The sequence below is a fragment of the Bradyrhizobium sp. F1.4.3 genome, from assembly GCF_040548375.1.
Taxonomy (GTDB): Bacteria; Pseudomonadota; Alphaproteobacteria; order Rhizobiales; family Xanthobacteraceae; genus Bradyrhizobium.
Genome location: NZ_JBEPRN010000001.1, coordinates 1460113 through 1480347 on the forward strand (window position 1 = coordinate 1460113; position 20235 = coordinate 1480347).

The 20235-nt window shown below is 63.8% G+C and carries 21 protein-coding genes; 9 read left to right on the top strand and 12 right to left on the bottom strand.

The features are described from left to right. The first annotated feature begins 39 nt into the window (after window positions 1-39). A complete protein-coding gene (locus ABIB73_RS07065) occupies window positions 40-1689 on the top strand; it encodes an alpha/beta hydrolase (RefSeq protein ID WP_354222589.1) in 1650 nt (549 codons plus the stop codon). A gap of 4 nt (window positions 1690-1693) precedes the next feature. Here ABIB73_RS07065 and ABIB73_RS07070 read toward each other — a convergent pair whose 3' ends face one another. Both ABIB73_RS07070 and ABIB73_RS07075 read right to left on the bottom strand, forming a co-directional pair. Continuing rightward, on the bottom strand, window positions 1694-3280 hold the full coding sequence (locus tag ABIB73_RS07070) for an MDR family MFS transporter (RefSeq protein WP_354222374.1): 1587 nt from the start codon (window positions 3278-3280) through the stop codon (window positions 1694-1696). Window positions 3281-3441: 161 nt separating this feature from the next. Then, window positions 3442-3957 (bottom strand): YcgN family cysteine cluster protein, encoded by a 516-nt coding sequence (locus ABIB73_RS07075; protein WP_354222376.1) that lies wholly within the window; start codon window positions 3955-3957, stop codon window positions 3442-3444. Between the two features lie 295 nt (window positions 3958-4252). Here ABIB73_RS07075 and ABIB73_RS07080 point away from each other — a divergent pair, with 295 nt between their 5' ends. The 3 genes from ABIB73_RS07080 to ABIB73_RS07090 are packed head-to-tail and all read left to right on the top strand — an operon-like array spanning window position 4253 to window position 7710. Then, a complete protein-coding gene (locus tag ABIB73_RS07080; RefSeq protein ID WP_354222378.1) occupies window positions 4253-6541 on the top strand; it encodes a transglycosylase domain-containing protein in 2289 nt (762 codons plus the stop codon). A 9-nt stretch (window positions 6542-6550) separates the two neighbouring features. Continuing rightward, window positions 6551-7129, top strand: coding sequence for a DUF1214 domain-containing protein (locus ABIB73_RS07085; protein ID WP_354222380.1), 579 nt, complete (start codon window positions 6551-6553; stop codon window positions 7127-7129). Further along, window positions 7126-7710 carry a DUF1254 domain-containing protein gene (locus ABIB73_RS07090; RefSeq protein WP_354222382.1) on the top strand — a complete coding sequence of 195 codons (585 nt, stop codon included), beginning with the start codon at window positions 7126-7128 and terminating at the stop codon, window positions 7708-7710. The genes ABIB73_RS07085 and ABIB73_RS07090 overlap by 4 nt, the downstream gene beginning before the upstream one ends. A gap of 77 nt (window positions 7711-7787) precedes the next feature. Here ABIB73_RS07090 and ABIB73_RS07095 read toward each other — a convergent pair whose 3' ends face one another. The 4 genes from ABIB73_RS07095 to ABIB73_RS07110 are packed head-to-tail and all read right to left on the bottom strand — an operon-like array spanning window position 7788 to window position 11942. Then, window positions 7788-8981 carry an MFS transporter gene (locus tag ABIB73_RS07095; RefSeq protein WP_354222383.1) on the bottom strand — a complete coding sequence of 398 codons (1194 nt, stop codon included), beginning with the start codon at window positions 8979-8981 and terminating at the stop codon, window positions 7788-7790. A gap of 28 nt (window positions 8982-9009) precedes the next feature. Continuing rightward, entirely contained in the window at window positions 9010-10206 is a 1197-nt protein-coding gene (locus tag ABIB73_RS07100; RefSeq protein ID WP_354222591.1) for an MFS transporter, read from the bottom strand. After that, window positions 10203-11573 (bottom strand): NAD(P)-binding protein, encoded by a 1371-nt coding sequence (locus ABIB73_RS07105; protein WP_354222385.1) that lies wholly within the window; start codon window positions 11571-11573, stop codon window positions 10203-10205. The genes ABIB73_RS07100 and ABIB73_RS07105 overlap by 4 nt, the downstream gene beginning before the upstream one ends. A 51-nt stretch (window positions 11574-11624) precedes the next feature. After that, complete coding sequence (locus ABIB73_RS07110; protein WP_354222387.1) at window positions 11625-11942, bottom strand: ArsR/SmtB family transcription factor; 318 nt, start codon at window positions 11940-11942, stop codon at window positions 11625-11627. Between the two features lie 134 nt (window positions 11943-12076). On the opposite strand from ABIB73_RS07110, the gene ABIB73_RS07115 reads away from it, so the two are divergent. Genes ABIB73_RS07115 through ABIB73_RS07125 form a run of 3 tightly spaced genes read left to right on the top strand, consistent with a single transcriptional unit; the run spans window position 12077 to window position 13645 of the window. After that, window positions 12077-12439: an ArsR/SmtB family transcription factor gene (locus tag ABIB73_RS07115; RefSeq protein ID WP_354222593.1), complete on the top strand. Its 363-nt coding sequence runs from the start codon at window positions 12077-12079 to the stop codon at window positions 12437-12439. Then, window positions 12432-12959 carry an arsenate reductase ArsC gene (locus tag ABIB73_RS07120; protein ID WP_354222389.1) on the top strand — a complete coding sequence of 176 codons (528 nt, stop codon included), beginning with the start codon at window positions 12432-12434 and terminating at the stop codon, window positions 12957-12959. Before ABIB73_RS07115 ends, ABIB73_RS07120 begins: the two co-directional genes overlap by 8 nt. Next, on the top strand, window positions 12959-13645 hold the full coding sequence (locus tag ABIB73_RS07125) for an aquaporin (protein WP_354222391.1): 687 nt from the start codon (window positions 12959-12961) through the stop codon (window positions 13643-13645). Before ABIB73_RS07120 ends, ABIB73_RS07125 begins: the two co-directional genes overlap by 1 nt. 480 nt (window positions 13646-14125) lie before the next feature. Here ABIB73_RS07125 and ABIB73_RS07130 read toward each other — a convergent pair whose 3' ends face one another. The 4 genes from ABIB73_RS07130 to ABIB73_RS07145 form a co-directional block, all read right to left on the bottom strand. Then, the gene (locus ABIB73_RS07130; protein ID WP_354222393.1) at window positions 14126-14872 is read right to left on the bottom strand and encodes a sulfite exporter TauE/SafE family protein; all 747 of its coding nucleotides are present in this window, start codon (window positions 14870-14872) and stop codon (window positions 14126-14128) included. A gap of 141 nt (window positions 14873-15013) precedes the next feature. Beyond that, the gene (locus ABIB73_RS07135) at window positions 15014-15958 is read right to left on the bottom strand and encodes a DUF1259 domain-containing protein (protein ID WP_354222395.1); all 945 of its coding nucleotides are present in this window, start codon (window positions 15956-15958) and stop codon (window positions 15014-15016) included. A 41-nt stretch (window positions 15959-15999) separates the two neighbouring features. Beyond that, the gene (locus ABIB73_RS07140) at window positions 16000-16233 is read right to left on the bottom strand and encodes a hypothetical protein (protein WP_354222397.1); all 234 of its coding nucleotides are present in this window, start codon (window positions 16231-16233) and stop codon (window positions 16000-16002) included. Window positions 16234-16284: 51 nt separating this feature from the next. Further along, the gene (locus ABIB73_RS07145) at window positions 16285-17103 is read right to left on the bottom strand and encodes a chromate resistance protein ChrB domain-containing protein (RefSeq protein ID WP_354222399.1); all 819 of its coding nucleotides are present in this window, start codon (window positions 17101-17103) and stop codon (window positions 16285-16287) included. A gap of 285 nt (window positions 17104-17388) precedes the next feature. On the opposite strand from ABIB73_RS07145, the gene ABIB73_RS07150 reads away from it, so the two are divergent. Then, on the top strand, window positions 17389-18441 hold the full coding sequence (locus ABIB73_RS07150) for a Cj0069 family protein (protein WP_354222401.1): 1053 nt from the start codon (window positions 17389-17391) through the stop codon (window positions 18439-18441). Window positions 18442-18585: 144 nt separating this feature from the next. Next, window positions 18586-18993 carry a GFA family protein gene (locus tag ABIB73_RS07155; RefSeq protein WP_354222403.1) on the top strand — a complete coding sequence of 136 codons (408 nt, stop codon included), beginning with the start codon at window positions 18586-18588 and terminating at the stop codon, window positions 18991-18993. A 78-nt stretch (window positions 18994-19071) separates the two neighbouring features. On the opposite strand, the gene ABIB73_RS07160 is transcribed toward ABIB73_RS07155, so the two are convergent. Both ABIB73_RS07160 and ABIB73_RS07165 read right to left on the bottom strand, forming a co-directional pair. Continuing rightward, window positions 19072-19518, bottom strand: coding sequence for a DMT family transporter (locus ABIB73_RS07160; RefSeq protein WP_354222405.1), 447 nt, complete (start codon window positions 19516-19518; stop codon window positions 19072-19074). Window positions 19519-19552: 34 nt separating this feature from the next. Next, window positions 19553-20182: an FMN-binding negative transcriptional regulator gene (locus tag ABIB73_RS07165; protein WP_354222407.1), complete on the bottom strand. Its 630-nt coding sequence runs from the start codon at window positions 20180-20182 to the stop codon at window positions 19553-19555. Between the last annotated feature and the right edge of the window lie 53 nt (window positions 20183-20235).

Sequence of the window (20235 nt, forward strand, 5' to 3'; positions counted from 1 at the left end):
ATTCGGCAGCAACTGCTCTCGTTATCCGGCGTCGGCCTCATGTTGGGCGCGCTGTTCTTCGCGGCCGCGCTGACGCCGACGCTGATCCCGCGAAGCTATCTGACGCAAGGCGCCCTCGCCGGCGGCTGCTTTGCGATCGGCTATTTCGCCGGCGTGCTGTGGCGCCGGCTGTGGCACTATCTCGAATTGCCCGAGCCTTCGGCGCGCGCGCGATCGATTGCGAATGTGCTGGCGGCGGCCGGCTGCCTGCTTGTCGTCATCGTCGCTCTCGGGCGCACCGCCGAATGGCAGAACTCGATCCGCGCCGTGATGAAGATGGCGCCGGTCGAGACCGCACATCCGCTCAAGGTCTGCGTCATCGCCCTGATCACGTTCGTGGTGCTGCTGGTGCTGGGGCGGCTGTTCGCGCTGACCGCCGGCTTCCTTGCCGATCGCACACGACGCGTGATTCCACGGAAGGTCGCGAACGTCATCGGCGTGCTCGTTGCAGCCCTGCTGTTCTGGTCGATCGCCAGCAATATCCTGATCCGCACGGCGTTTGACGCGCTCGACTCGTCCTTCCGCGAACTCGACGCCTTGCACGAGCCCGAGCGGCCGCAGCCGAGCGCCCCCGAGAGAACAGGAAGCGCGGCGTCGCTCGTGAAGTGGAAGGAGCTCGGGCGTACGGGGCGCAGATTCATCGCCTCGGGTCCGACCGCGGCGGAGATCAGCGCCGTCACGGGAAAGCCCGCGCGTGAGCCCGTGCGCGTCTATGTCGGCCTCGGCAGCGGCGATACCGCGCAGGCGCGCGCCAGGCTTGCGCTCGAGGAGCTCAAACGCCAGCACGGTTTCGAACGCAAGGTCCTGATCGTCATTACGCCGACCGGCACCGGCTGGATCGATCCGTCCGCGATGGATGCGGTCGAATATCTCCACCATGGCGACGTCGCCAGCGTCGCGATGCAGTATTCCTATCTCAACAGCCCGCTGTCACTGCTGTTTCAGCCCGAATACGGCGCGGACGCGGCGCGCGCCCTGTTCGCGGACATCTACGGCTACTGGACGACGCTGCCGAAAGACGCCCGGCCGAAGTTGTATTTGCACGGGCTCAGCCTCGGCGCCCTGAACTCGGAAAAATCCGCGGAGCTGTTCGAGACGATCGGCGATCCCATTGCCGGCGCGCTGTGGAGCGGGCCGCCGTTCGAGAGCCGCATCTGGCGCTCGATCACCGCGAACCGCAACCCGGGTTCGCCGGCTTGGATGCCGGAATTCCGCGACGGCCGCTTCGTGCGCTTCATGAACCAGAACGGGCCGACGGTGCCGCCGGATACGCCGTGGGGCCCGATGCGCGTTGTCTACCTGCAATATGCCAGCGACGCGATCACCTTTTTCGCCTACCGCGACGCCTACCAGGCCCCGGCCTGGATGAGCGCGCCGCGCGGGCCGGACGTGTCACCGGAGCTGCGATGGTATCCGATCGTCACGATGCTGCAGCTCGCCCTCGACATGGCGGTCGCGACCAATACGCCGATGGGCTTTGGCCATGTCTACGCACCCGAGCATTACGTCGATGCCTGGGTCGCGGTCACCGATGTCGATGATTGGTCTGCCGACGCGCTGGTCCGGCTGAAGACCCATCTTGCGGCGGCGGCGCGGAAGGCAGCGGAAGGCAACGCGAGCGACGATCCCGCCGCCGACCGCGGCGGGTGAGCTCCTACTCCGCCATCTCCACCGGCTGAGACGCGGCGGGACCGGCCAGCGGCCGCTCCTCCATCGCGAGCAGGCAGAGCGCGGCGGTGGTCATCAGCGCGGTGGCGGCGCCGAAGACGTAGCGAAACGCATGCCGCATGTCGTCGACGGGTATCGCAGGGATGGCGCCGGCCGCGTGGTGCTCGCCGGCAAGCGGGACGTCGGCGCCAAGCGCGATCAGCAGGATGGCGGCAAACGCCGCGACCGTGAACGAGGACATCAGCGAGCGGAAGAAGTTCATCGCGCCGGTGATGGTGCCGACCTGGGGACGGGCAACCGAATTCTGCAGCGAGACCACGCAGACCGGGAAGGTGGTGCCGAGACCGAGCGCGAACGCGGCCATCAGCGTCAGCAATCCCCACAGCGGCAGCGTGGTCACCGTGAGGCCCAGCGCGCATAGCGCGGCCCAAGACGTGCCGATGATGGCGACGCGCTTGTAGTGCTTGGCGCGCGCCATGGTGCGGCCGGCGATCGCCGCACCGAAGGTCGAGACGGCCGCGAGCGGAATCAGCGCAAGCCCCGCCTCGCTGGCGCTGAGGTGGTAGACCGATTCATAATAGAGCGGGAGCTGGACGGTGAGGCCGGTCATGGCGCCGAGGCCGCAGCCGCCGGCCGTCAACGCGAAGGGCGCGATCTTTCCGCTCAGCAGGGGCAGCGGCAGGAACGGCTCGTCGGCGCGGCGTGCGTGCCACACGAAGGCGACCGCGAGTGCGACAGCGCCGCCCACCATCGACAGAACGGTCGGCGAGAGCCAGGGGTAACGCGTGCCGCCCCAGGTCAGCACCAGCATGAAGACGACGGCGGAGGCCATCAGCAGCACGCCGCCGAGCCAGTCGACCTTGCGCTTGCGGTGGAACACCGGGATCTTCTTCATCTTCGGCAGCAGCAGCGCCAGGGCGGCGGCGGCGAGCGGCAAATTGATCCAGAAGATCATCGACCAGTGCAGATGCTCGGCGAACACGCCGCCGATGACGGGACCGAGGATGCCGCCGACCATCCAGACACTGGAGAAATAGGCCTGATATTGCCCGCGCTCGCGCGGTGAGACGACGTCGGAGATTACGGTCTGCACGACCGGCATGATGCCGCCGCCGCCGAGCCCCTGGAGACCGCGCGCAAGGATCAGCATCGGCATGCTCGGCGCGATCGCGCACAGCACCGAGCCGGCAATGAACAGGCTCAGCGACACGATGATCATGGCCTTGCGGCCGTAGATGTCGCTCAGCGTCCCGAACACCGGTGCAACCGCGGTCGAGGCGAGCAGATAGGCGGTGATCACCCAGGAGAGATTCGAGACATCCTGGAACTGGCGCCCGATGGTCGGCAGCGCGGTCGCCACGATGGTCTGGTCCAGCGCTGCCAGGAACATCGTCAGCATCAGGCTGATCACGATGGTCCGCACTTCGTCCTGAGACAGCGGTGCCGGCGGCGCGAGCGAGGGAGCGTCATTGACGCTCAAGACCTCTGACGGAAGGCGGGACAGCTCTTCGGCGATGTCGTCGGGCAATGTCTGGGTGTCGGCAGCTTTGCGCTGCCGTTCGAACTTGTTCATCTCGATCGGACGTCGTGGGAGCGGCGCAATGCCGCGAAGGATTCGTTCTATGCAGTCCAATGTAGACAGCAAAGTTCTTCTCGGGCAGGCACCACGGCGCATGGGTGCATCCCACCCCCGGGTCATCCCGAACAAGTGATCCGAGGCCGGCGAGCGGCGGATCAATCCTTCGGACGTCGCTTCAGGCGGGCCCGTTTCGGCAGCAGCCCCGGCCATTGCACGATGTGGTTCTCGAGCTCCTCATCCGGGATCTCCCGCTCGCTGCCTTCGACCCGTCCGCGCACGGAGACACCGGCCTCGTGCACGGTGTCGGGATCGCCGGAGACCAGGGGATGCCACCAATAAAGATCGCGCCCCTCGGCGACGAGCTTGTAGCCGCAACTCGGCGGCAGCCAGTTCAGGGTGCGGACATTGGCCGGGGTCAGGCGAACGCAGTCCGGAACCTTGTCGGAACGATTCGCATAGTCCTTGCAGCCGCAGGTCGCCCCATCGAGCAGCTTGCAGCCAACATGGGTGAAATAGATGTCACCGGTGCCATCTTCCTCGAGCTTGTTCAGGCAGCAGCGCCCGCAGCCGTCGCACAGGCTCTCCCATTCGGCGTCCGACATCTCTTCCAACGTCTTGGTTTTCCAGAAGAATCCATCCTGGTCTGAAGGTCGTTTGCGAGCTGCGGTCATGCGCCTCAACAAGATTCGAAAGAGCTACGTCTAATGCCATCTAGGGCGTGCAGCCATGAAGCTGCAAGCGACGCCCCCGTGAGGCCCGTAATGAACCGGGGTTCAATTAGGCCTGTTGTTCAAAATCGCGAGCCTGACCATTGGTTTATAGGTCCCGCTCGGCTAGAAGAAACACCAAGTCCCCCACGGACGCGAACCGGGCGCCTTGGGTTTGCCGCAACATTCCCGCAAGACGTCTCGATGCCGCCCCGGCCGGGTGCTTGAACGCTTTCGAACCGAGCCTCAAGGGTTCTAGGTGCGCCAGATCATACCACCGCATTGGAAGGCCAGGGTCCGGAATTTCTTCCTGGATCTCGATGCGCGCATCGATTCCTCGTTGTTCTCCTCGGCCAAGGGCATCCGCGAGCTCTATGAGCGCTATTCGACCTTCATGGACCGCTTCTATGTCGGGCGGTGGAAGCGCTGGGTGTTCATCGAGCCGCTGTCGGAAGCTGCCACCATCGGTCTCGGCGGCCTGATCCTGCTGCTGACGCTCGCCATCCCCGCCTTCCGCGAGACGGCGGACGAGGACTGGCTGAAGAAGTCAGACCTCGCGGTGACCTTCCTCGACCGCTATGGCAACCCGATCGGCAGCCGCGGCATCAAGCACAACGATTCGATCCCGCTGGAAGATTTTCCGGACGTACTGATCAAGGCGACGCTCGCGACCGAAGACCGCCGCTTCTACGACCATTTCGGCATCGACATCGCCGGCACCGCGCGCGCGCTCGTCACCAACGCCCAGGCCGGCGGCGTCCGCCAGGGCGGCTCGTCGATCACCCAGCAGCTCGCCAAGAACCTGTTCCTGAGCAACGAGCGCACCATCGAGCGCAAGATCAACGAGGCCTTCCTCGCGATCTGGCTGGAATGGCGCCTGACCAAGAACGAGATTTTGAAGCTCTATCTCGACCGCGCCTATATGGGCGGCGGCACTTTCGGCGTCGACGGCGCCGCGCATTTCTACTTCAACAAGTCGGCGCGCGACGTCACACTCGCGGAAGCCGCGATGCTGGCCGGCCTGTTCAAGGCGCCGACCAAATACGCGCCCCACATCAACCTGCCCGCGGCGCGCGCCCGCGCCAACGTCGTGCTCGACAACCTCGTCGACGCCGGCTTCATGACCGAGGGCCAGGTGTTCGGCGCCCGTCGCAACCCGGCCTTCGCGGTCGACCGCCGCGACGAGGCTTCGCCGAACTATTATCTCGACTACGCCTTCGACGAGATGCGCAAGCTGGTCGACACCTTCCCGAAGTCCTACACCGAGCGCGTCTTCGTGGTTCGCCTCGCGATCGACGCCAACGTGCAGAAGGCGGCCGAGGACGCGATCGAGAACCAGCTGCGCCAGTTCGGCCGCGACTATCACGCGACGCAGGCTGCGACCGTGGTGTCCGATCTCGACGGCGGCATCCGTGCCATGGTCGGCGGCCGCGACTATGGTGCCAGCCAGTTCAACCGCGCGACCGACGCCTACCGCCAGCCCGGCTCGTCATTCAAACCCTATGTCTACACCACTGCGCTGCTGAACGGCTTCACGCCGAACTCGATCGTGGTCGACGGCCCGGTCTGCATCGGCAATTGGTGTCCGCAGAACTATGGCCATTCCTATTCCGGCGCTGTGACGCTGACGCAGGCGATCACGCGCTCGATCAACGTCGTGCCGGTCAAGCTGTCGATCGCGATCGGCCAGAAGGAACAGCCGAAGGCACCGAATCCGGCCAAGATCGGCCGTGCCAAGATCGTCGAGGTCGCCCGCCGCTTCGGCCTCAAGGCTCCGCTGCCCGACACGCCGTCGCTGCCGATCGGCTCGGACGAAGTCACCGTGCTCGAGCATGCGGTCGCCTATGCAACCTTCCCCAACAGGGGCAAGGCCGTCACCCCGCATTCCGTGCTGGAGGTACGCACCGGCGCCGGCGATCTGGTCTGGCGCTGGGACCGCGATGGTCCGAAGCCGCGGCAGGCGATTCCAGCCAACATCGCCGCCGACATGGCCGGCATGATGAGCCACGTTGTCAGCGAAGGCACCGCGCGCCGCGCGGCCCTCGACGGCATTCCGACCGCTGGCAAGACCGGCACCACCAACGCCTATCGCGACGCCTGGTTCGTCGGCTACACCGGCAATTTCACCTGCGCGGTCTGGTACGGCAATGACGACTATTCGCCGACCAACCGCATGACCGGCGGCTCGCTGCCGGCGCAGACCTGGCACGACATCATGGTGGCCGCCCATCAGGGCGTCGAGGTCCGGGAAATTCCCGGCGTCGGCATGGGCCAGAAGCTGCCGCCGCAGCCGACGGCCGCGCAGGCCAACGCGGCGCCGAAGGTGCTGGAGACCAAGCCCGGTCCGCCGCCTGTGCTGACCAAGCGCGGTGCCGATATCCTGGTGCGCGTCGAGAAGCTGCTTGATGACGCCGCCAAGACCGCGACCAAGGCCGCTGCCGACGACACCAAGCAGGGTAAGCCGGCATCGTCGACGAGCGCGCTCGCCTTTCCGCAGAACTATGCGGCGGAAGAGAATGCGAACTCATCCACCCCGCGCAAGAACTGATCGTATCCCGTGCGGCTGATCCTGATCACATTGACAGCCCTTCTGCTCGCGACCGTGGTCGGCGTCGGCGCGACCTGGATGACGACGACGCGCGGCACCGAGATCGGCGCGCTGACCATCGGTCCCTGGACCGCGCGGCCGCGCACCGGCACCGCCGACGTCGATCCCTATTCGCGCGCCACCATCGTGCGCAACGGCGAGCTGCCGATCGGCACCGGCGACGGCGTCGCCTTCACCGCGACCGCCGACGACAGGAAGAAGGCGCTCGACGGCCGCTGCGATGTCGTCGTCTCCGGCGTGACGCCGCCGGCGCGGTTCTGGACACTGACGCTCTATGACCGCAAGGGGCATCTCGTCGCCAACTCGCTGCAGCGTTACGGCTTCACCAGCCAGGAGATCATCCGCCAGTCCGACGGCTCGTTCGAGATCCGCATCGCCTCGCGCTCGCGCGCCGGCAACTGGCTGCCGACCGGCGGCATCGAGCGCTACGCGCTGATGCTGCGCCTCTACGACACCCCTGTCGGCGTTGCAACGCGCACCCAGCGCGACGCGCCGATGCCCACAATCTCAACGGTGGGCTGCTCATGATCCGGCTCTTGTTCACCATCGTCGCAGGCGTGGTGCTCGGCCTCGTGGTCCATCTCGTCAGCGTGCTGGCGCTGCCGCGGATCGCGACCCAGGATGCCTATTCGCGGCTGACGCCGATGACCAAGCTCAACGCCGTCACCTCGCTTCCCCTCGTCGACCCCAACACCTCGCCGATGCCGTTCATGGATCCGGCCTTCGCGCTCGCGATCTGCCGCTACGACCTGTCGGGCGGCCCGATCAAGCTCACCGTGCCGGTGAGCCAGGCCTACACCTCGGTGTCGTTCTACACCCGCAACGAGATCGCCTATTACGCGATCAACGACCGCTCCGCGGGCAAGAAGGTGATCGAGCTCGACCTGATGACGGAGCCGCAGCACAACGAGCTGCCCGAGGACGAAGAGATCACGGCGGCCGACCGCCTGATCATCGATTCCCCGAGCACCACCGGCCTGATCGTGATGAAGGCGCTCGCCGCCGAGCCCGGCCTGATGCCGCAGGCGCAGGCTTCGCTCGCGGCCGCGACCTGCGCGCCGCAGACCGAGCCGCCGGCCAAGGCCGAGGCGCCGCGCGGCCGGCGGTGAGCGGCCGTTTTCGCGAGCGCTAACAAAAATCTGAAAAACAACCCCATGCACAGTAGCGGGGGCATTGAAACTATTAGCTATTTTGAGCCTGCTCCACGAAGACGCTTCTCGGACTGAGGCATCCGTGCCCAGAGCAACGCGAGGGGACCCAACGCGATCCCCGCCGCGAGGACGATGAACGCCAGCAGCCAGCCCTCCGCGCTCTGCGGACCGCCAGCCGCATCGAGCGCTGCGCCGGTCCCCCAAGCGCCAACCGCTGACAGACCAAAACCGACCGTCGAATGCAGGGCCAGGGTCGCGCCGCGATGTTCGGATGCAGCCGCGGCCGACATGCCGGCGGTCAACGCGCCGGAGTCCGCAGGCACAGTCAGGCCATAGAGGATCAGCAGCAACGCGAGCATCCATGCCGGGGCGGTCGCGTTGAGACCGATGATCAACGCAACGCAAGCGGACGCAATCATCACGATCGTAATTGCGCGATGGCGGCCGAATCTCAGCGCGGCCTCGTTGCCGAGGATGCTCGCCGGCATCGAGATTACCGCGAAGCAGAAGCTCATCACGACAGGACCCAACCACGAAGGCGCGCCTTGATGCGCGATGACGAAAGTCCAGAAGCCCACCAGCCAGGTGCGGATGCCGTAAAGCTCGAAGCAGTGCGCACCGTAGCCGAAGATGTATCCGAGCGCCTCGCGGTTGGCGAAGACGGGCGCGAAATTCAGCAGACGCCCCGTCTTCGGCGCGGGCCGCCGTTCGTCGATCAAGAGACACGCGACGACCATTGCGATCGGACCGAAGCCGGTCACGAGGAAAGCAGTCCGCCAACCCCAATTGTCAGCGATAACTTGCGCCACCAGGAACGAGAGGCCGACACCGACCGAGAAACTCGACGTGTACAGAGTGACGGCCCGTGAAGTGTCGCCGGCGGGAAGCCGGTCCGTCAGCGCCTTCAGGCCCGGCATATAGGCGCCCGCAAATCCAAGTCCTGCAAGGGACCAGATCGCCGTGGCCGACCAGAACCCTTGCGCAAATATTCCGAACGCTGCGGTCGCCAGCCCGCTGAGGATCGAGCCCAAGAGAAGGACGAGCCGCGCATCGATCCGGTCGGTCATTGTCGTCAGTAAGGGTACTGCGAGCATGTAGCCGAACGCATACCCGCTCGCCATCAAGCCGCCTTCGGCCGCGGAGAGTCCCCACGCCGGCATCAGGTGCTGTGCCAGGTTCGCGGATAGCGTCACATGCGGCAGCAGATTGCCGACCTGGCCGATGCACATCACCGCAATCAGAGACCGGCCGCCGAGATTACGAATGTACTCCTCCTTTGTGAGGCTTGGGCAAGAGCAACAGGGCAAGAAAAGCGGAGAGCGAGGCAAGAACGCTGATCCACAGCGCCTGGCTACCCATGCGCTCCACCATGAGTCCCATCGCGAGCGGCGCCAGCGCGCCGGTGGCGCGCGCCGGAAGCGATATGACACCAACGCGTTTCCCAAATCCCGCAGGACCAAACAACGCGAGCGGCAAAGTCCCGCGAGCGATGGTGACGATGCCGTTTCCCGCACCATAGAAGATCGCGAAAGCTGGCGCAAAAACCGGGCCGCCCAGGATCAGCGTGATGATGCCAATCGGGTTCATGAGGGTGGCTATGCGCGCCGAGACCAGCGGATGATGGCGGGCAAGCCATCCCGCCTCCAGCAGGCGTGCACCGACCTGAGCAGGCCCGACCAGCGCCGCTGCAAAAAGCGCAGCGGCCGGCGTTGCGCCGAGAGAGACCAGCATGGTCGGCAGGATTGCCGAAAGACCAGAACTCACGAAGCCGACAGCGGCAAACATGTAGGCCAACACCGCCATCGCGAACGTTTCACTGCGGCGGGAGACTCCCTGCTCTTGCGCGGCGAGCGGCGCGACCAACCGTAAAGGCTCGACACGGGGCAGAACGAGGTTGAGCGGAAGCGCCAACGTGATGTGGATCAACGCCCAAATCTGGCACGTGGCCCGCCAGCCGAACTCGTCATACAGCCAGGTCGAGAGCGGCCAACCTATCGTGCTGGCGAAGCCCGCGATCAAAGTGATTCCCGTGATGGATTTCCGCGCATCGGTGCCATAGATGCGCGCAAGCGTCGCGAAGGCCGCCTCGTAGAGGCCCATGCCCATGCCGATGCCGAGCAGCACCCACGCAGCGATCAGCACGGCGACCGTGTGGACCGCCGACAGCATGAACAAGCCAGATGCGAAAACAAAATTCGAGATCGCGAGCAGACTGCGCCCGCCAAACCTGTCAATGGCGTGACCGACACGCGGCCCGAGCAGCCCGGAGATGATGAGCGCTCCCGAGAGCGCCCCGAACACGTAAGTCGGCGCGAGATCGAGATCCCGCGCAATCGGCGCGGCAAGAATGGCAGGAAGATAATAGCTCGACGCCCACGCAATAGTTTGCGTGGTGCCGAGCGCGAGCACGACGGCGAGCGGACCTGAAGTCCTGTCCGCAAGAACTTGCCTCATGAACAGCCACAACCCGAAGCGCCGGCCTTTTTGGCTGTTTCGTCGACGGCACAGCATGCCGATGGTTCTTCCTTTGCCGGGCCGCCGCAACATCCTGACGCGGCGTCAGCAGACTCGACGCCACCGCGCGTACACACGCCCGTCTCCGGCAGCACCAGCTCTACTCTCGCAGCCGCCTCCCTATCGCCAGCGATATCAGCGGCAATCGATCGGACCTGCTCATGGCCCGTCATCATCAGGAAGGTCGGAGCGCGACCGTACGACTTCATGCCGGCGAGGTAGAAGCCCGGCTCATCATGCGAGAGCTCGCGCGCGCCGTGCGGGCGCACTGTCCCGCAGCTATGTTCGTTGGGATCGATGAGCGGCGCGAGCGCGACCGGCGCCTCGATGGCCGGATCGAGTCGCAGCCGCAGTTCGGATAAAAACGAAAAGTCGGGACGGAAACCCGTTGAGACAATCAACTCGTCCACGATCACACTTCGCGCACCGCAGCAGGAGCCGGCCGCTATTCTCAGGTGACCTTCAGACTCCGAAAGGTGCGTGACGCGGAATTCGGTCTCTACACTGATCTTTCCGGAGGCAACAAGTTTGGCGAAGGCGCTTCCGAGCTCGCCGCGAGCAGCAAGCTTGTCATTCCGGCCACCACCGAAAGCCTTCGCGGGATCGGCACCACGCAAGAGCCAAACGGGTTGCGTAACGGGCACCTCGTCGGCGAGACGCACGAGTTCGATCAGCGTGCCGACGGCGGAATGGCCAGCGCCCAACACAGCAACGGTCTTCCCCGCATATCGGTCACGACCGGCACCCCGCACATCCGGCATGCCGTAGGCTACACGTTCAGCGCACTCATACTCACCAATCGCGGGCAAGCCGTTGCCGCCGGCCGGATTGGAGGAGAACCATGTGCCTGAAGTATCGATAACGGCGTCGGCACGCAGGGCCTCGGGACCTTTGCCGTTCTGGTAGCGGACTTCGAACGGCGCCAGCTCCCTGCCCCTGGTCTTCGTTTTGTCGAAGCCGACGCGGCTGATGGCCGAGACGCGACTGGACGTCCGGATCGCCTCGCGCAGCGGCGTTCTTGTCGCAAGCGGCATGAGATATCCATCGAGCAATTCGCCACCGGTCGGATAGAATTGAGGGTCTGGCGAATTCCAGCCCGTCGGCGCGAGAAGTCGCGCCGCAGCTTTGTCGACATTGTATTCCCACGGCGAGAAAAGCTGGACGTGCTGCCACTGGCGGACCGCATGTCCGGCCTCCGGTCCAGCCTCCAGCACAATGGGCGACATTCCGCGTTCGAGCACATGTGCGGCGGCTGCGAGGCCGACGGGACCTGCTCCGATGATAGCAACCGTCTTTTTTTTGCTCACTGGGCTTCTCCCATCCTTCTAGAATCATCGAATGATTTCGGCCAAAAAAAATCAGGCCGCCGTTTTCGCATCCTTGCACTCGGCTTCGTCCGCACAGCACTCCGACACCAGAAAATCGACCAAACCACGCATAGCGTCGTAGTTCGCATGGCAGACCAAGGTCGTGGATTCGCGAACCTGACCAATGAGCCCGACGGCGACCAGAGACTTGATGTGATGGGATAGCGTCGATGCCGGTATCTTCAGCTTTTCCTGCAAGCGGCCGACGGTCATGCCTGGCTGTCCAGCCCGGACCAAGGCCCGATAAATCTGAAGCCGTGTCCGGTTACCCAAAGCTTCCAAGCGCGCTGCTGCGTCATCGATCTTCATAAGTTGAATCATGCTCCGCTCGGCATTCTTTGTCAACCATATTTCTAGAATGTTCGAAACATCACCTGCCGGCCGCGACAAGGCTCGCGGATTCCGGATTGACGCCACTTCAATATTTCCATAAATCTGGATATATGGAAATCGAACACGCCGTCCTCAAACTCGCCGCTCTGGCCCAATCGACTCGTCTGGAGGCCTTCCAGACGCTGGTCAGGCACGAGCCCGATGGCCTTGCGGCTGGCGACCTTGCACGCCAGTTGGAAGTCCCCCCGAACACTCTTTCGGCTCATCTTTCGATCTTGACGCGCGCACGCCTCGTGATCTCCGAGCGACGCAGCCGTTCGATCGTCTACCGCGCCAACCTCGCCGAATTCCGAGACGTTGCCGTATTCCTCCTTCGAGATTGTTGCGGCGGGCGACCGGACGTTTGCGAACCGGTCGTCGAAAGCCTGCAAGCCTGCTGCTCTCCAAGGCGAAAGGGACGAATCCGTGCCTGATCAGATCTACAATGTCCTGTTCCTGTGCACCGGCAATTCGGCACGCTCGATCCTCGCCGAGTCAATCCTTCGGAAGGACGGAGCCAACCGTTTTCAATCCTTCTCCGCCGGCAGCACCCCGAAAGGTGCGGTCCACCCGCTGGCCCTGCGCACGCTGGCAAGCATGGACTATCCTGCCGACGGGATGCGCTCGAAGAGCTGGATGGAGTTCGCTGCTCCCGATGCGCCGGTGATGGATTTCGTCTTCACCGTTTGTGACAACGCGGCCGGTGAGGCTTGCCCCATCTGGCCGGGACAGCCGATGACCGCACACTGGGGTATCGAGGACCCCGCCTCTGCCGAAGGCACCGATCTGGAGAAGCAGGCGGCGTTCGTCACAGCGTTCCGCTATCTCAAGAACAGGATCGATACCTTTGTGAACCTCCCGCTGAGGAGTATCGACAAGCTTTCGCTCGGCACCAAGCTGCGCGAGATCGGCCGCTCTGATGGCGCAACACGTCCAACGCCGAAAGTCGGCTGATGAATACGTTCGACCTTCCGCGGCGCCTCGCGGCCGAAGCGCTCGGCACAGGTATCCTCGTCGCCACCGTGGTCGGCTCCGGCATCATGGCCGAAACCCTGACCAAGGATGTCGCCCTTGCGCTTCTCTGCAATACCTTGCCGACCGGAGCCATTCTGGTTGTCTTGATCACCGTGCTTGGTCCGATCTCCGGCGCGCATTTCAATCCGGCGGTTACGCTTGTCTTCGCTGGCAAGCGCGAGCTGCATCTCAATGAGGCGGCACTCTACATCATTGCTCAGATCGCCGGTGGCGCCATCGGCACCGTGGTGGCGCATTTGATGTTCGCGCACCCCTTGATCGACCTGTCGATGAAGGCTCGGACTGGCGGAGCGCAGTGGTTCGCAGAAGCCGTGGCTGCTTTCGGACTGATCACCACTATCCTGGCCGGCATCCGCTTCCAGCGCGTGGCCGTACCCTGGTTGGTCGGACTCTACATCACGGCAGCATATTGGTTCACCGCATCGACTTCGTTTGCAAACCCGGCGGTCGCAATCGCGCGCTCGCTGACGAACAGTTTTTCCGGCATTCGGCCCGTCGATCTTCCCGGGTTCATTCTCGCAGAGCTCTGCGGCGCAATCGCCGGCATGCTGCTGATGAACTGGCTGCTCGGGCGTGCCGATATGCGTGAGCGGATGCCAGCTTAGGTCAGGCTGGTAAAGCCGCTCAGCTTTGACACGTCGGGCAAAACACCGGCATAGTCGCATCATCGAGAGTTCGTAACACCCGCGCGGAGCAATCCGCTGCGGGTTTATTCATGTCGGAGCACAGATTGCCATGATCAAAGTATCGCTGTCGTCCGCCGCAGTTAGCAATGCCACCTTACCAGTGAAACCAGGACCGGGTTTGGATGGCTGGCCCCGCTGGATTCGTGACGCGCTTGCAATCCAGCCTGGGAGCACAGCGCCCGCACACCCCGGTGTCGAAACGGCACCACCGCGCGTCGATCCCGCGAGCGGACGAATTCGAAGTTGCGCGCCGTCGCGTTCTTGAGACCCAACACCGGCACGATGTCACCATCAAATGTTAGCGAGCCTCCCTCTCAGGAACGCGATGAGGTCCAACCGGTCCTGCGACTTCTCTGAATAGGCTCACTTCGAGTTTTTCTTCGTCAGAAGCGCCTCACATTATCGGATCGCGAATGGCGCCACCGACGCGATCAGCGACAATCCCGCGAGCAGAAGAAGCGCAAGGACGGTCTTGCGGAAGGTCTCGTCGTTTATCTTTCCGAACAGTTTGAAACCAGACCAGAGGCCGGCGACCATAAATGGAACGCCGAGCACATAAAGCACCAATGTCTCCCTGGTGATGGTACCGGCGAGGGCTTGAGAGGTCGAAATGACCACAAAAGCAATGAACAGCACCGGCTGAAATACCGCGCGTTGGACGTCCTTGGGCCAGCCACGCCATTGGCAGGAGATCGTCGAGATCACGCCGCCGAGTCCCGTCAGGCCGCCGAGCAAGCCGTTGGATACGCCAATCGCAATATCGGCTCCGACCCCGATCTTCATCGGAGCGAATACGGGCTTCGTCAGGCCGTAGATCGAGTAGAGCACCAACAGCACCCCCACACCAAACCGGAGGTAGCTGGGGTTCAAGTAAGTGAGAATGCTGACGCCAATTGGTATGCCGATGACAGTGCCCGCCGCGAGCGGCCAGGCTTTCCGCAGGTCGAGCGCGTGGCGGAGTTTGAAAATGCCATAGCCTTGCGTGAGCAAACCGTAGCCGGCGATCAAGGTGGCCGTCTGCATCGGCGTGATGATGTGCAGCCACACGCCCGATACGACGAGGCCCATGGCAAAGCCGGAAAATCCGCTAACGAACCCGCCTGCCAAGGCGGCAAGAGCAAACAGAGTGAAAACAAATCCATCCATGACGTCGCGCCCCCGAACGAGGTGGTGAGCGCTTGGATGGACACCCATCTGAAGGGGAGGCTCGGTATCCCCGAAATCGTCGAACAGGTCCGCTCGATGCCGCCGACGGCTAATGCACCATCATCACGACGTCCCCTCGCATCAGCTCTTCGTGCTTGCCGTCTTGTCGAGGGCCGCGCGCAAGCCCTTCGCGAGCTTGATCGCATCGTCATTGGCCCAGAAATGCATGAAGAACAGCCGCGGCTGCTCGTCCAACATGTGATTGTGCAAGGCGGTCACCTCGATGCCGTGAGTGCGTAACGCCACGATCACCGGATTGACCTCTTCGCCGGTCAACACGAAATCCCCGGTGATCGCGGCCTTGCCGCCTCCGGTCGGCTGGAAGTTGATGCCGATCGCAACGCCCATCGGCCCAACCGGGCTCAACTGCATGCCGCCTTCAGTGATGGGGTCGCGACGCGGCACGTTGAATTGGTAGACGCCGCCGTTGCCCTGTCCCTTGACGCCGATGATCTGGTCGAGTTGGGCCGTGTCGAGTTCCACGGCAGGCGGCGGACCGGGAGGGGCCGCAACCGTTAGCGGGGTTTTGCTCTCGGCGAGCGCATCATGGATCACCGACGCCAGCTTGAGCGGATCGCCGTGGCCGGCGACATGCATGTAGAACGTCGCGGGGCTAGCCCGCAGCAGATGATTGTGCACGGCGGTGATGTCGAGCCCGCTGGCGATCATCTTCGCCATCACGGGGTTGATCTCGGATTCGAGCAATACCAGGTCGCCCATGATCATGGTGCCGCCATGCGCGGGCTTGAATGCGACCCAGCCGCCGAGCGCGAGCGCCGGTTTGATGGCCACGCCATCGAGTGTCACCGAGAGATCTGACCGCGGGAAGCCGTAGCGACGTACATCGCCCGTGACGGCCGGCTTTCGGCCCAGCGTTTCATCGACTTTCTGCCAATCGGCGTCCTGCGCGCGGGCCATCGAGATAAAAGGCGTGGCGAGCGTGCCCCAGTCGAACCTTTGCGCGCCTGTGTCCTGAACAACGAGGTACGCGCCGATGCCGATCAGCGCCGAGATTGTCTTTTGCATGATACTGCTCCTTGGCTGCAACGCTGTCGCTGCGGAAAGCTCTAGCGTTGTTCCTTGATCTGGCCACTGCTGTCGACAACAAGTCGCACGTGCTGGCCGTCCTTGACTGCCCTGGCGGTTGTGCCTTCGGCGGTCGACTTGATGTCGCTGACCTGCGTGTAACCGGCGGCCTGAATTCTTGCGACGAGCTCCTCCTGAGTGAGGGCGCGCGCGTGCGACATTCCGCCAGCCGTCGCCAGCAGAAGGGCTGCAAAGGAGATTATGTGTTTGCGCATGGTGCTCTCCTGGTTGTGTCCCGGCCCCCAGGTAACGTTCGCTTCTCGGTTTCACGGCCTTATCTTGTTGGTCGGCCAATTGTGCGTCTCTCTGGTCGCATCGCGACACCACCGGTAGAATGCGTCGTAGAGGAGAAAGCCGGCATTCAACTGTTCGAGGTCATCGTCGAACATCCGCGACAGACCAAGCGAAGCTGCCAGCAATCCGGGCGCCTCTGGCGAAAGGTCGAGCCGCGCGGTATCGGCAGCGCGGACCATCGTCGCCAACCGTTCGAGCGCGGGTGTCGAGAGCCCGAACTCCTTCACCATCACGTCGAAGGTGCAGAGTTCGCCGCGATGGCTCCAGTAGACGTTCTCGATATCGAAGGGCGTTGGACCAAAGCGCTCCGCGACCGCCTCGACCTCCGAGGCTGTCACAAAGAGGAATTGGGCGGCAGGATCGACGAAGCGGCGGATCAACCATGGACAGGCGATGCGGTCGATCTTCGGCCGCGACCGCGTCACCCAGACAGTGCGGCCGCGTCCGTCGCGTTTCGGAATCTTGTCGGCCGGCACGGTCGGCAGGGCCGCTGCTTTCCAGCCAAGATGACCGCCCTCAAGAATTTCGGCTGCCACGTTGCCACAGCGCAACCACGCGGCGGTTCCTTCGCTGAGCTTCTGGCCCTTGTTGCAGACGACGACCACGGATTGGCCGGTCATGCGTGAGCCCCAGTCCAGGACGTCGAAATGCGAGCGTCGTACGGCGCCCGGAATCAGGCGCGGGTCCGCCGAGAAGTCCTCGTCGACCCGCACGTCGACAAGCGCCGGCGCGCCGGACGTGCCTATGAGACGAGACAATTTGTCGGAAGAAATCGAGGTGTATGAAGACATGCTGCGTCCTTGGTGATCAGGACGCGATTCTTGGGCATGTCGCCTCGCGGGGAGATCGCACATCCCCGTGGCCCAAATAAAAACCCTGATCGTCGAGCTGTCAACCCGGTGTGCGGAGGCCCCACGAAATCGCGGAACGAAGAGCCCTTCGAACGGAACCGCGCCAACCACCGTCTTGAAACTTCCAGACGATCTCACGTAAGGTCGTCCGCATGGGGACAAAGCAGACTCCCCGTGAGACCTCGGTCCAAGCTCTGCGCAGCACGCCATTCGTGGAGCTTGCGCATGGACACCGAACGCCACCCTCCCCAGACTATCGCGATCCTCTCACGCGGAGACGCTGCCGCACGCCGGGATACGACGGCGCAGAACAGCCGCTTCGTCCGCGTCTTCGAAGCACTCGCCGCAATCGGCATCGAAGCCCGGCCAGTGATTTACGACGAGAGCTTCGCCGATGCGGTCCCCGATCAATTGCACGCGGTCGACGGCGTACTCGTCTGGGTCGATCCGATCCATCAGGGCAAGACGCGCGCTGACCTCGACCCGCTGCTTCGCGACGTCGCGGCGCAAGGACCATGGGTGAGCGCACATCCCGACATCATCCTGAAGATGGGCGTCAAGGAAGTGCTCCACCGAACGCGTCACCTCGGCTGGGGCACCGACACGCATCGCTACGACAGCGCTGCGGCATTCCGCGCCGAATTTCCGTCGCGCCTCCAGACGAACGGCCCCCGGGTGCTGAAGCAAAATCGCGGCAACGGAGGTCAGGGCGTTTGGAAGATCGAGGCGCTGCCAAACGCCGATTCCGTAGTTCGGGTGCTCCATGCGCAACGCGGGAGCCTGCCGGAGGACATGCCGCTCGATGCCTTCCTTGCGAGATGCGAGCCCTATTTCGGCTGGGGCGGCTGCATCATCGATCAGGCGTTTCAACCCCGCCTGCCCGACGGAATGATCCGCTGCTACATGAGCGGCTCCAAGGTCGCGGGCTTCGGGCACCAGTTGATCAAGGCCCTGATCCCGCCGCCGCCCGAAGGCCCCGACTCGCCTGAAGCGCAGCCAGGCCCGCGGATCATGCACGGGCCGGATGCCCCGCAATTCCAAGCGCTTCGAAGATCGATGGAGGACGAATGGACGCCGCAGATGATGAAAACGCTCGGCATCGACGAACTATCGCTGCCGGTGATCTGGGATGCGGACTTCCTGTACGGCCCGAAAGACGCCGCCGGCGCCGACACATACGTCCTGTGCGAAATCAACGCGAGCTCCTGCTTCGCGATTCCTGAGGAGGCCCCTGCGGCAATAGCGCGGACCGTGAAGCACCGCCTTCGGCAGACTTAAGGTGCCGGTTCCAGCAGATAGGAACCCGTGATGGCGGCTATTGTCACGCGACAGTAGGACGCAATCGCAAATCGATTGCGCCGTTGAAGCTACAAGCCTCCAAAGCTATCGATCCGAGAAACTTGCTTCGATCGGAAGGAAAGCATGAGCACCATCACCGGCGGCTGTCACTGCGGCGCAATTCGTTATCAGGTCGAGGGGGAAGCGATCGTGCATGCGCTGTGTCACCGCCACGATTGCCGACTCCACGCCGGCGCTCCGGTTGTCGGCTGGACGATGTACGCGGACGATGCCGTCAAGGTGACCAAGGGAGGGCCCAAGGTCTACAGTTCCTCGGAACATGGTCGGCGGCACTTTTGCGGCAATTGCGGGACCGGTCTGTTTTACATCAATGCCAACATGTTGCCCGGGATCATCGACATCCAGAGCGGGACCTATGACGATCCCGATGCCGTACCGGCGACGGTGCATATCCAGGTCGCCGAGCGTCTTCGCTGGATGGAGCGCGCGCACGAATTGCCAACGTTCGACCGCTACCCTCCGCAGCCGTAGTAAGGTCTCGAACCATGAAGGCCGAGCACTTTCACAGCCGCAGGGATGGGTCTGAACGCCAGGACTTCGTCTCGCGTTCTACATGCGGATCAGGATGACCCCGCCCACGAGCAGGACGGCTCCGGCGACCCTGACGGCACTGATCGGATGAACGGGAACGCCCAACAAGCCGAAATGGTCGAATGCGATCGAGCCAAGCATCTGACCGGCGATGAGGAGTGCGAAGAAGGTGGCGGCGCCGAGCTGAGGGACCAGGAATATCCCGAGCCCAATGAAGATGGCGCCGAACAGGCCGCCGCTCCAGGCGAACCAGGGTATGCGGGCGGCGGTGGCTGCCGATGGGACGGGGTCCTGCAGCAGCAGCGCGAGCGCCGCCATGCAGATCACACCGATAAAGTAGCTCATGAATCCCGACCAGGCCGCCGACTTCAGCGCCGCTCGCAGGTTCGCATTGAGGGCCTGTTGCACGACCAGACTGATCCCGGCCGCAGCGGCCAGGATCATCGGAAACGCCAGCTTCAACATCTCGTCCCCCGAGTTCTCCGGCTCCCGCGATACTCTACGCCGGCACCTGGATCAAAGGAGCGACCTGCCGGTCCTGCGGGTTGTCGCTTGCCGCGAGTCCCGCCGCGACGCCGACGCGATCAGCCTCGGGGCGGTTCTGGCTCAGCTTGCGCTTGCCGTCGAACCGCACGACCGGAATGCGTAGGCCCACGATCCCCCGCAACTGCGCGGCGATGAAATCAGCGGGAGCATCAGTGACGGCCCACGGTTTCGCGCGCGGTCCTTCGTGCTTGTTGGTCAGGCGCGTCACCACATCGAGCAGGCGCTCGGTCTCCTGAAAGAATTCGACCGGGCCGTAGGCGTGCACGGCGACGTAGTTCCAGGTCGGCACCACCTTTCCGGTGTCCCGCTTGGTCGCATACCAGGACGGCGTCACATAGGCCTCCGGGCCGGTGAAGATCGCGAGCGCGTCGCCGATCGGGGCGAGATGCCACTGCGGATTGGCCCTTGCCACATGCCCGTACAGCGTTCCGCTTTCGCCCTCGGTGTCGTCGAGGAAGAGCGGCAGCGGCGTCGCCACCGTGCCTTCGGCGGTCGCCGTCACCAGATGGGACAGGCGGGCGTCGCGAATGATCGCGCGGATGCTCTCGAAATCGTCGTCCTTGAAGGCGGGGGGTATGTACATCGCTTGTCTCCGTTCCTGTCCCGGAGAGTGCCAGAATCTGGCCTATATGAAAC

Coding starts and splice junctions, on each gene's coding strand:
- ABIB73_RS07110 (WP_354222387.1), bottom strand. CDS start 11,942: ATGAAGATCGATGACGCAGCAGCGCGCTTGGAAGCTTTGGGTAACCGG.
- ABIB73_RS07150 (WP_354222401.1), top strand. CDS start 17,389: ATGGACACCGAACGCCACCCTCCCCAGACTATCGCGATCCTCTCACGC.
- ABIB73_RS07095 (WP_354222383.1), bottom strand. CDS start 8,981: ATGTGCATCGGCCAGGTCGGCAATCTGCTGCCGCATGTGACGCTATCC.
- ABIB73_RS07130 (WP_354222393.1), bottom strand. CDS start 14,872: ATGGATGGATTTGTTTTCACTCTGTTTGCTCTTGCCGCCTTGGCAGGC.
- ABIB73_RS07125 (WP_354222391.1), top strand. CDS start 12,959: ATGAATACGTTCGACCTTCCGCGGCGCCTCGCGGCCGAAGCGCTCGGC.
- ABIB73_RS07115 (WP_354222593.1), top strand. CDS start 12,077: ATGGAAATCGAACACGCCGTCCTCAAACTCGCCGCTCTGGCCCAATCG.
- ABIB73_RS07160 (WP_354222405.1), bottom strand. CDS start 19,518: ATGTTGAAGCTGGCGTTTCCGATGATCCTGGCCGCTGCGGCCGGGATC.
- ABIB73_RS07165 (WP_354222407.1), bottom strand. CDS start 20,182: ATGTACATACCCCCCGCCTTCAAGGACGACGATTTCGAGAGCATCCGC.
- ABIB73_RS07065 (WP_354222589.1), top strand. CDS start 40: ATGTTGGGCGCGCTGTTCTTCGCGGCCGCGCTGACGCCGACGCTGATC.
- ABIB73_RS07145 (WP_354222399.1), bottom strand. CDS start 17,103: ATGTCTTCATACACCTCGATTTCTTCCGACAAATTGTCTCGTCTCATA.
- ABIB73_RS07140 (WP_354222397.1), bottom strand. CDS start 16,233: ATGCGCAAACACATAATCTCCTTTGCAGCCCTTCTGCTGGCGACGGCT.
- ABIB73_RS07100 (WP_354222591.1), bottom strand. CDS start 10,206: ATGAGGCAAGTTCTTGCGGACAGGACTTCAGGTCCGCTCGCCGTCGTG.
- ABIB73_RS07090 (WP_354222382.1), top strand. CDS start 7,126: ATGATCCGGCTCTTGTTCACCATCGTCGCAGGCGTGGTGCTCGGCCTC.
- ABIB73_RS07135 (WP_354222395.1), bottom strand. CDS start 15,958: ATGCAAAAGACAATCTCGGCGCTGATCGGCATCGGCGCGTACCTCGTT.
- ABIB73_RS07070 (WP_354222374.1), bottom strand. CDS start 3,280: ATGAACAAGTTCGAACGGCAGCGCAAAGCTGCCGACACCCAGACATTG.
- ABIB73_RS07075 (WP_354222376.1), bottom strand. CDS start 3,957: ATGACCGCAGCTCGCAAACGACCTTCAGACCAGGATGGATTCTTCTGG.
- ABIB73_RS07155 (WP_354222403.1), top strand. CDS start 18,586: ATGAGCACCATCACCGGCGGCTGTCACTGCGGCGCAATTCGTTATCAG.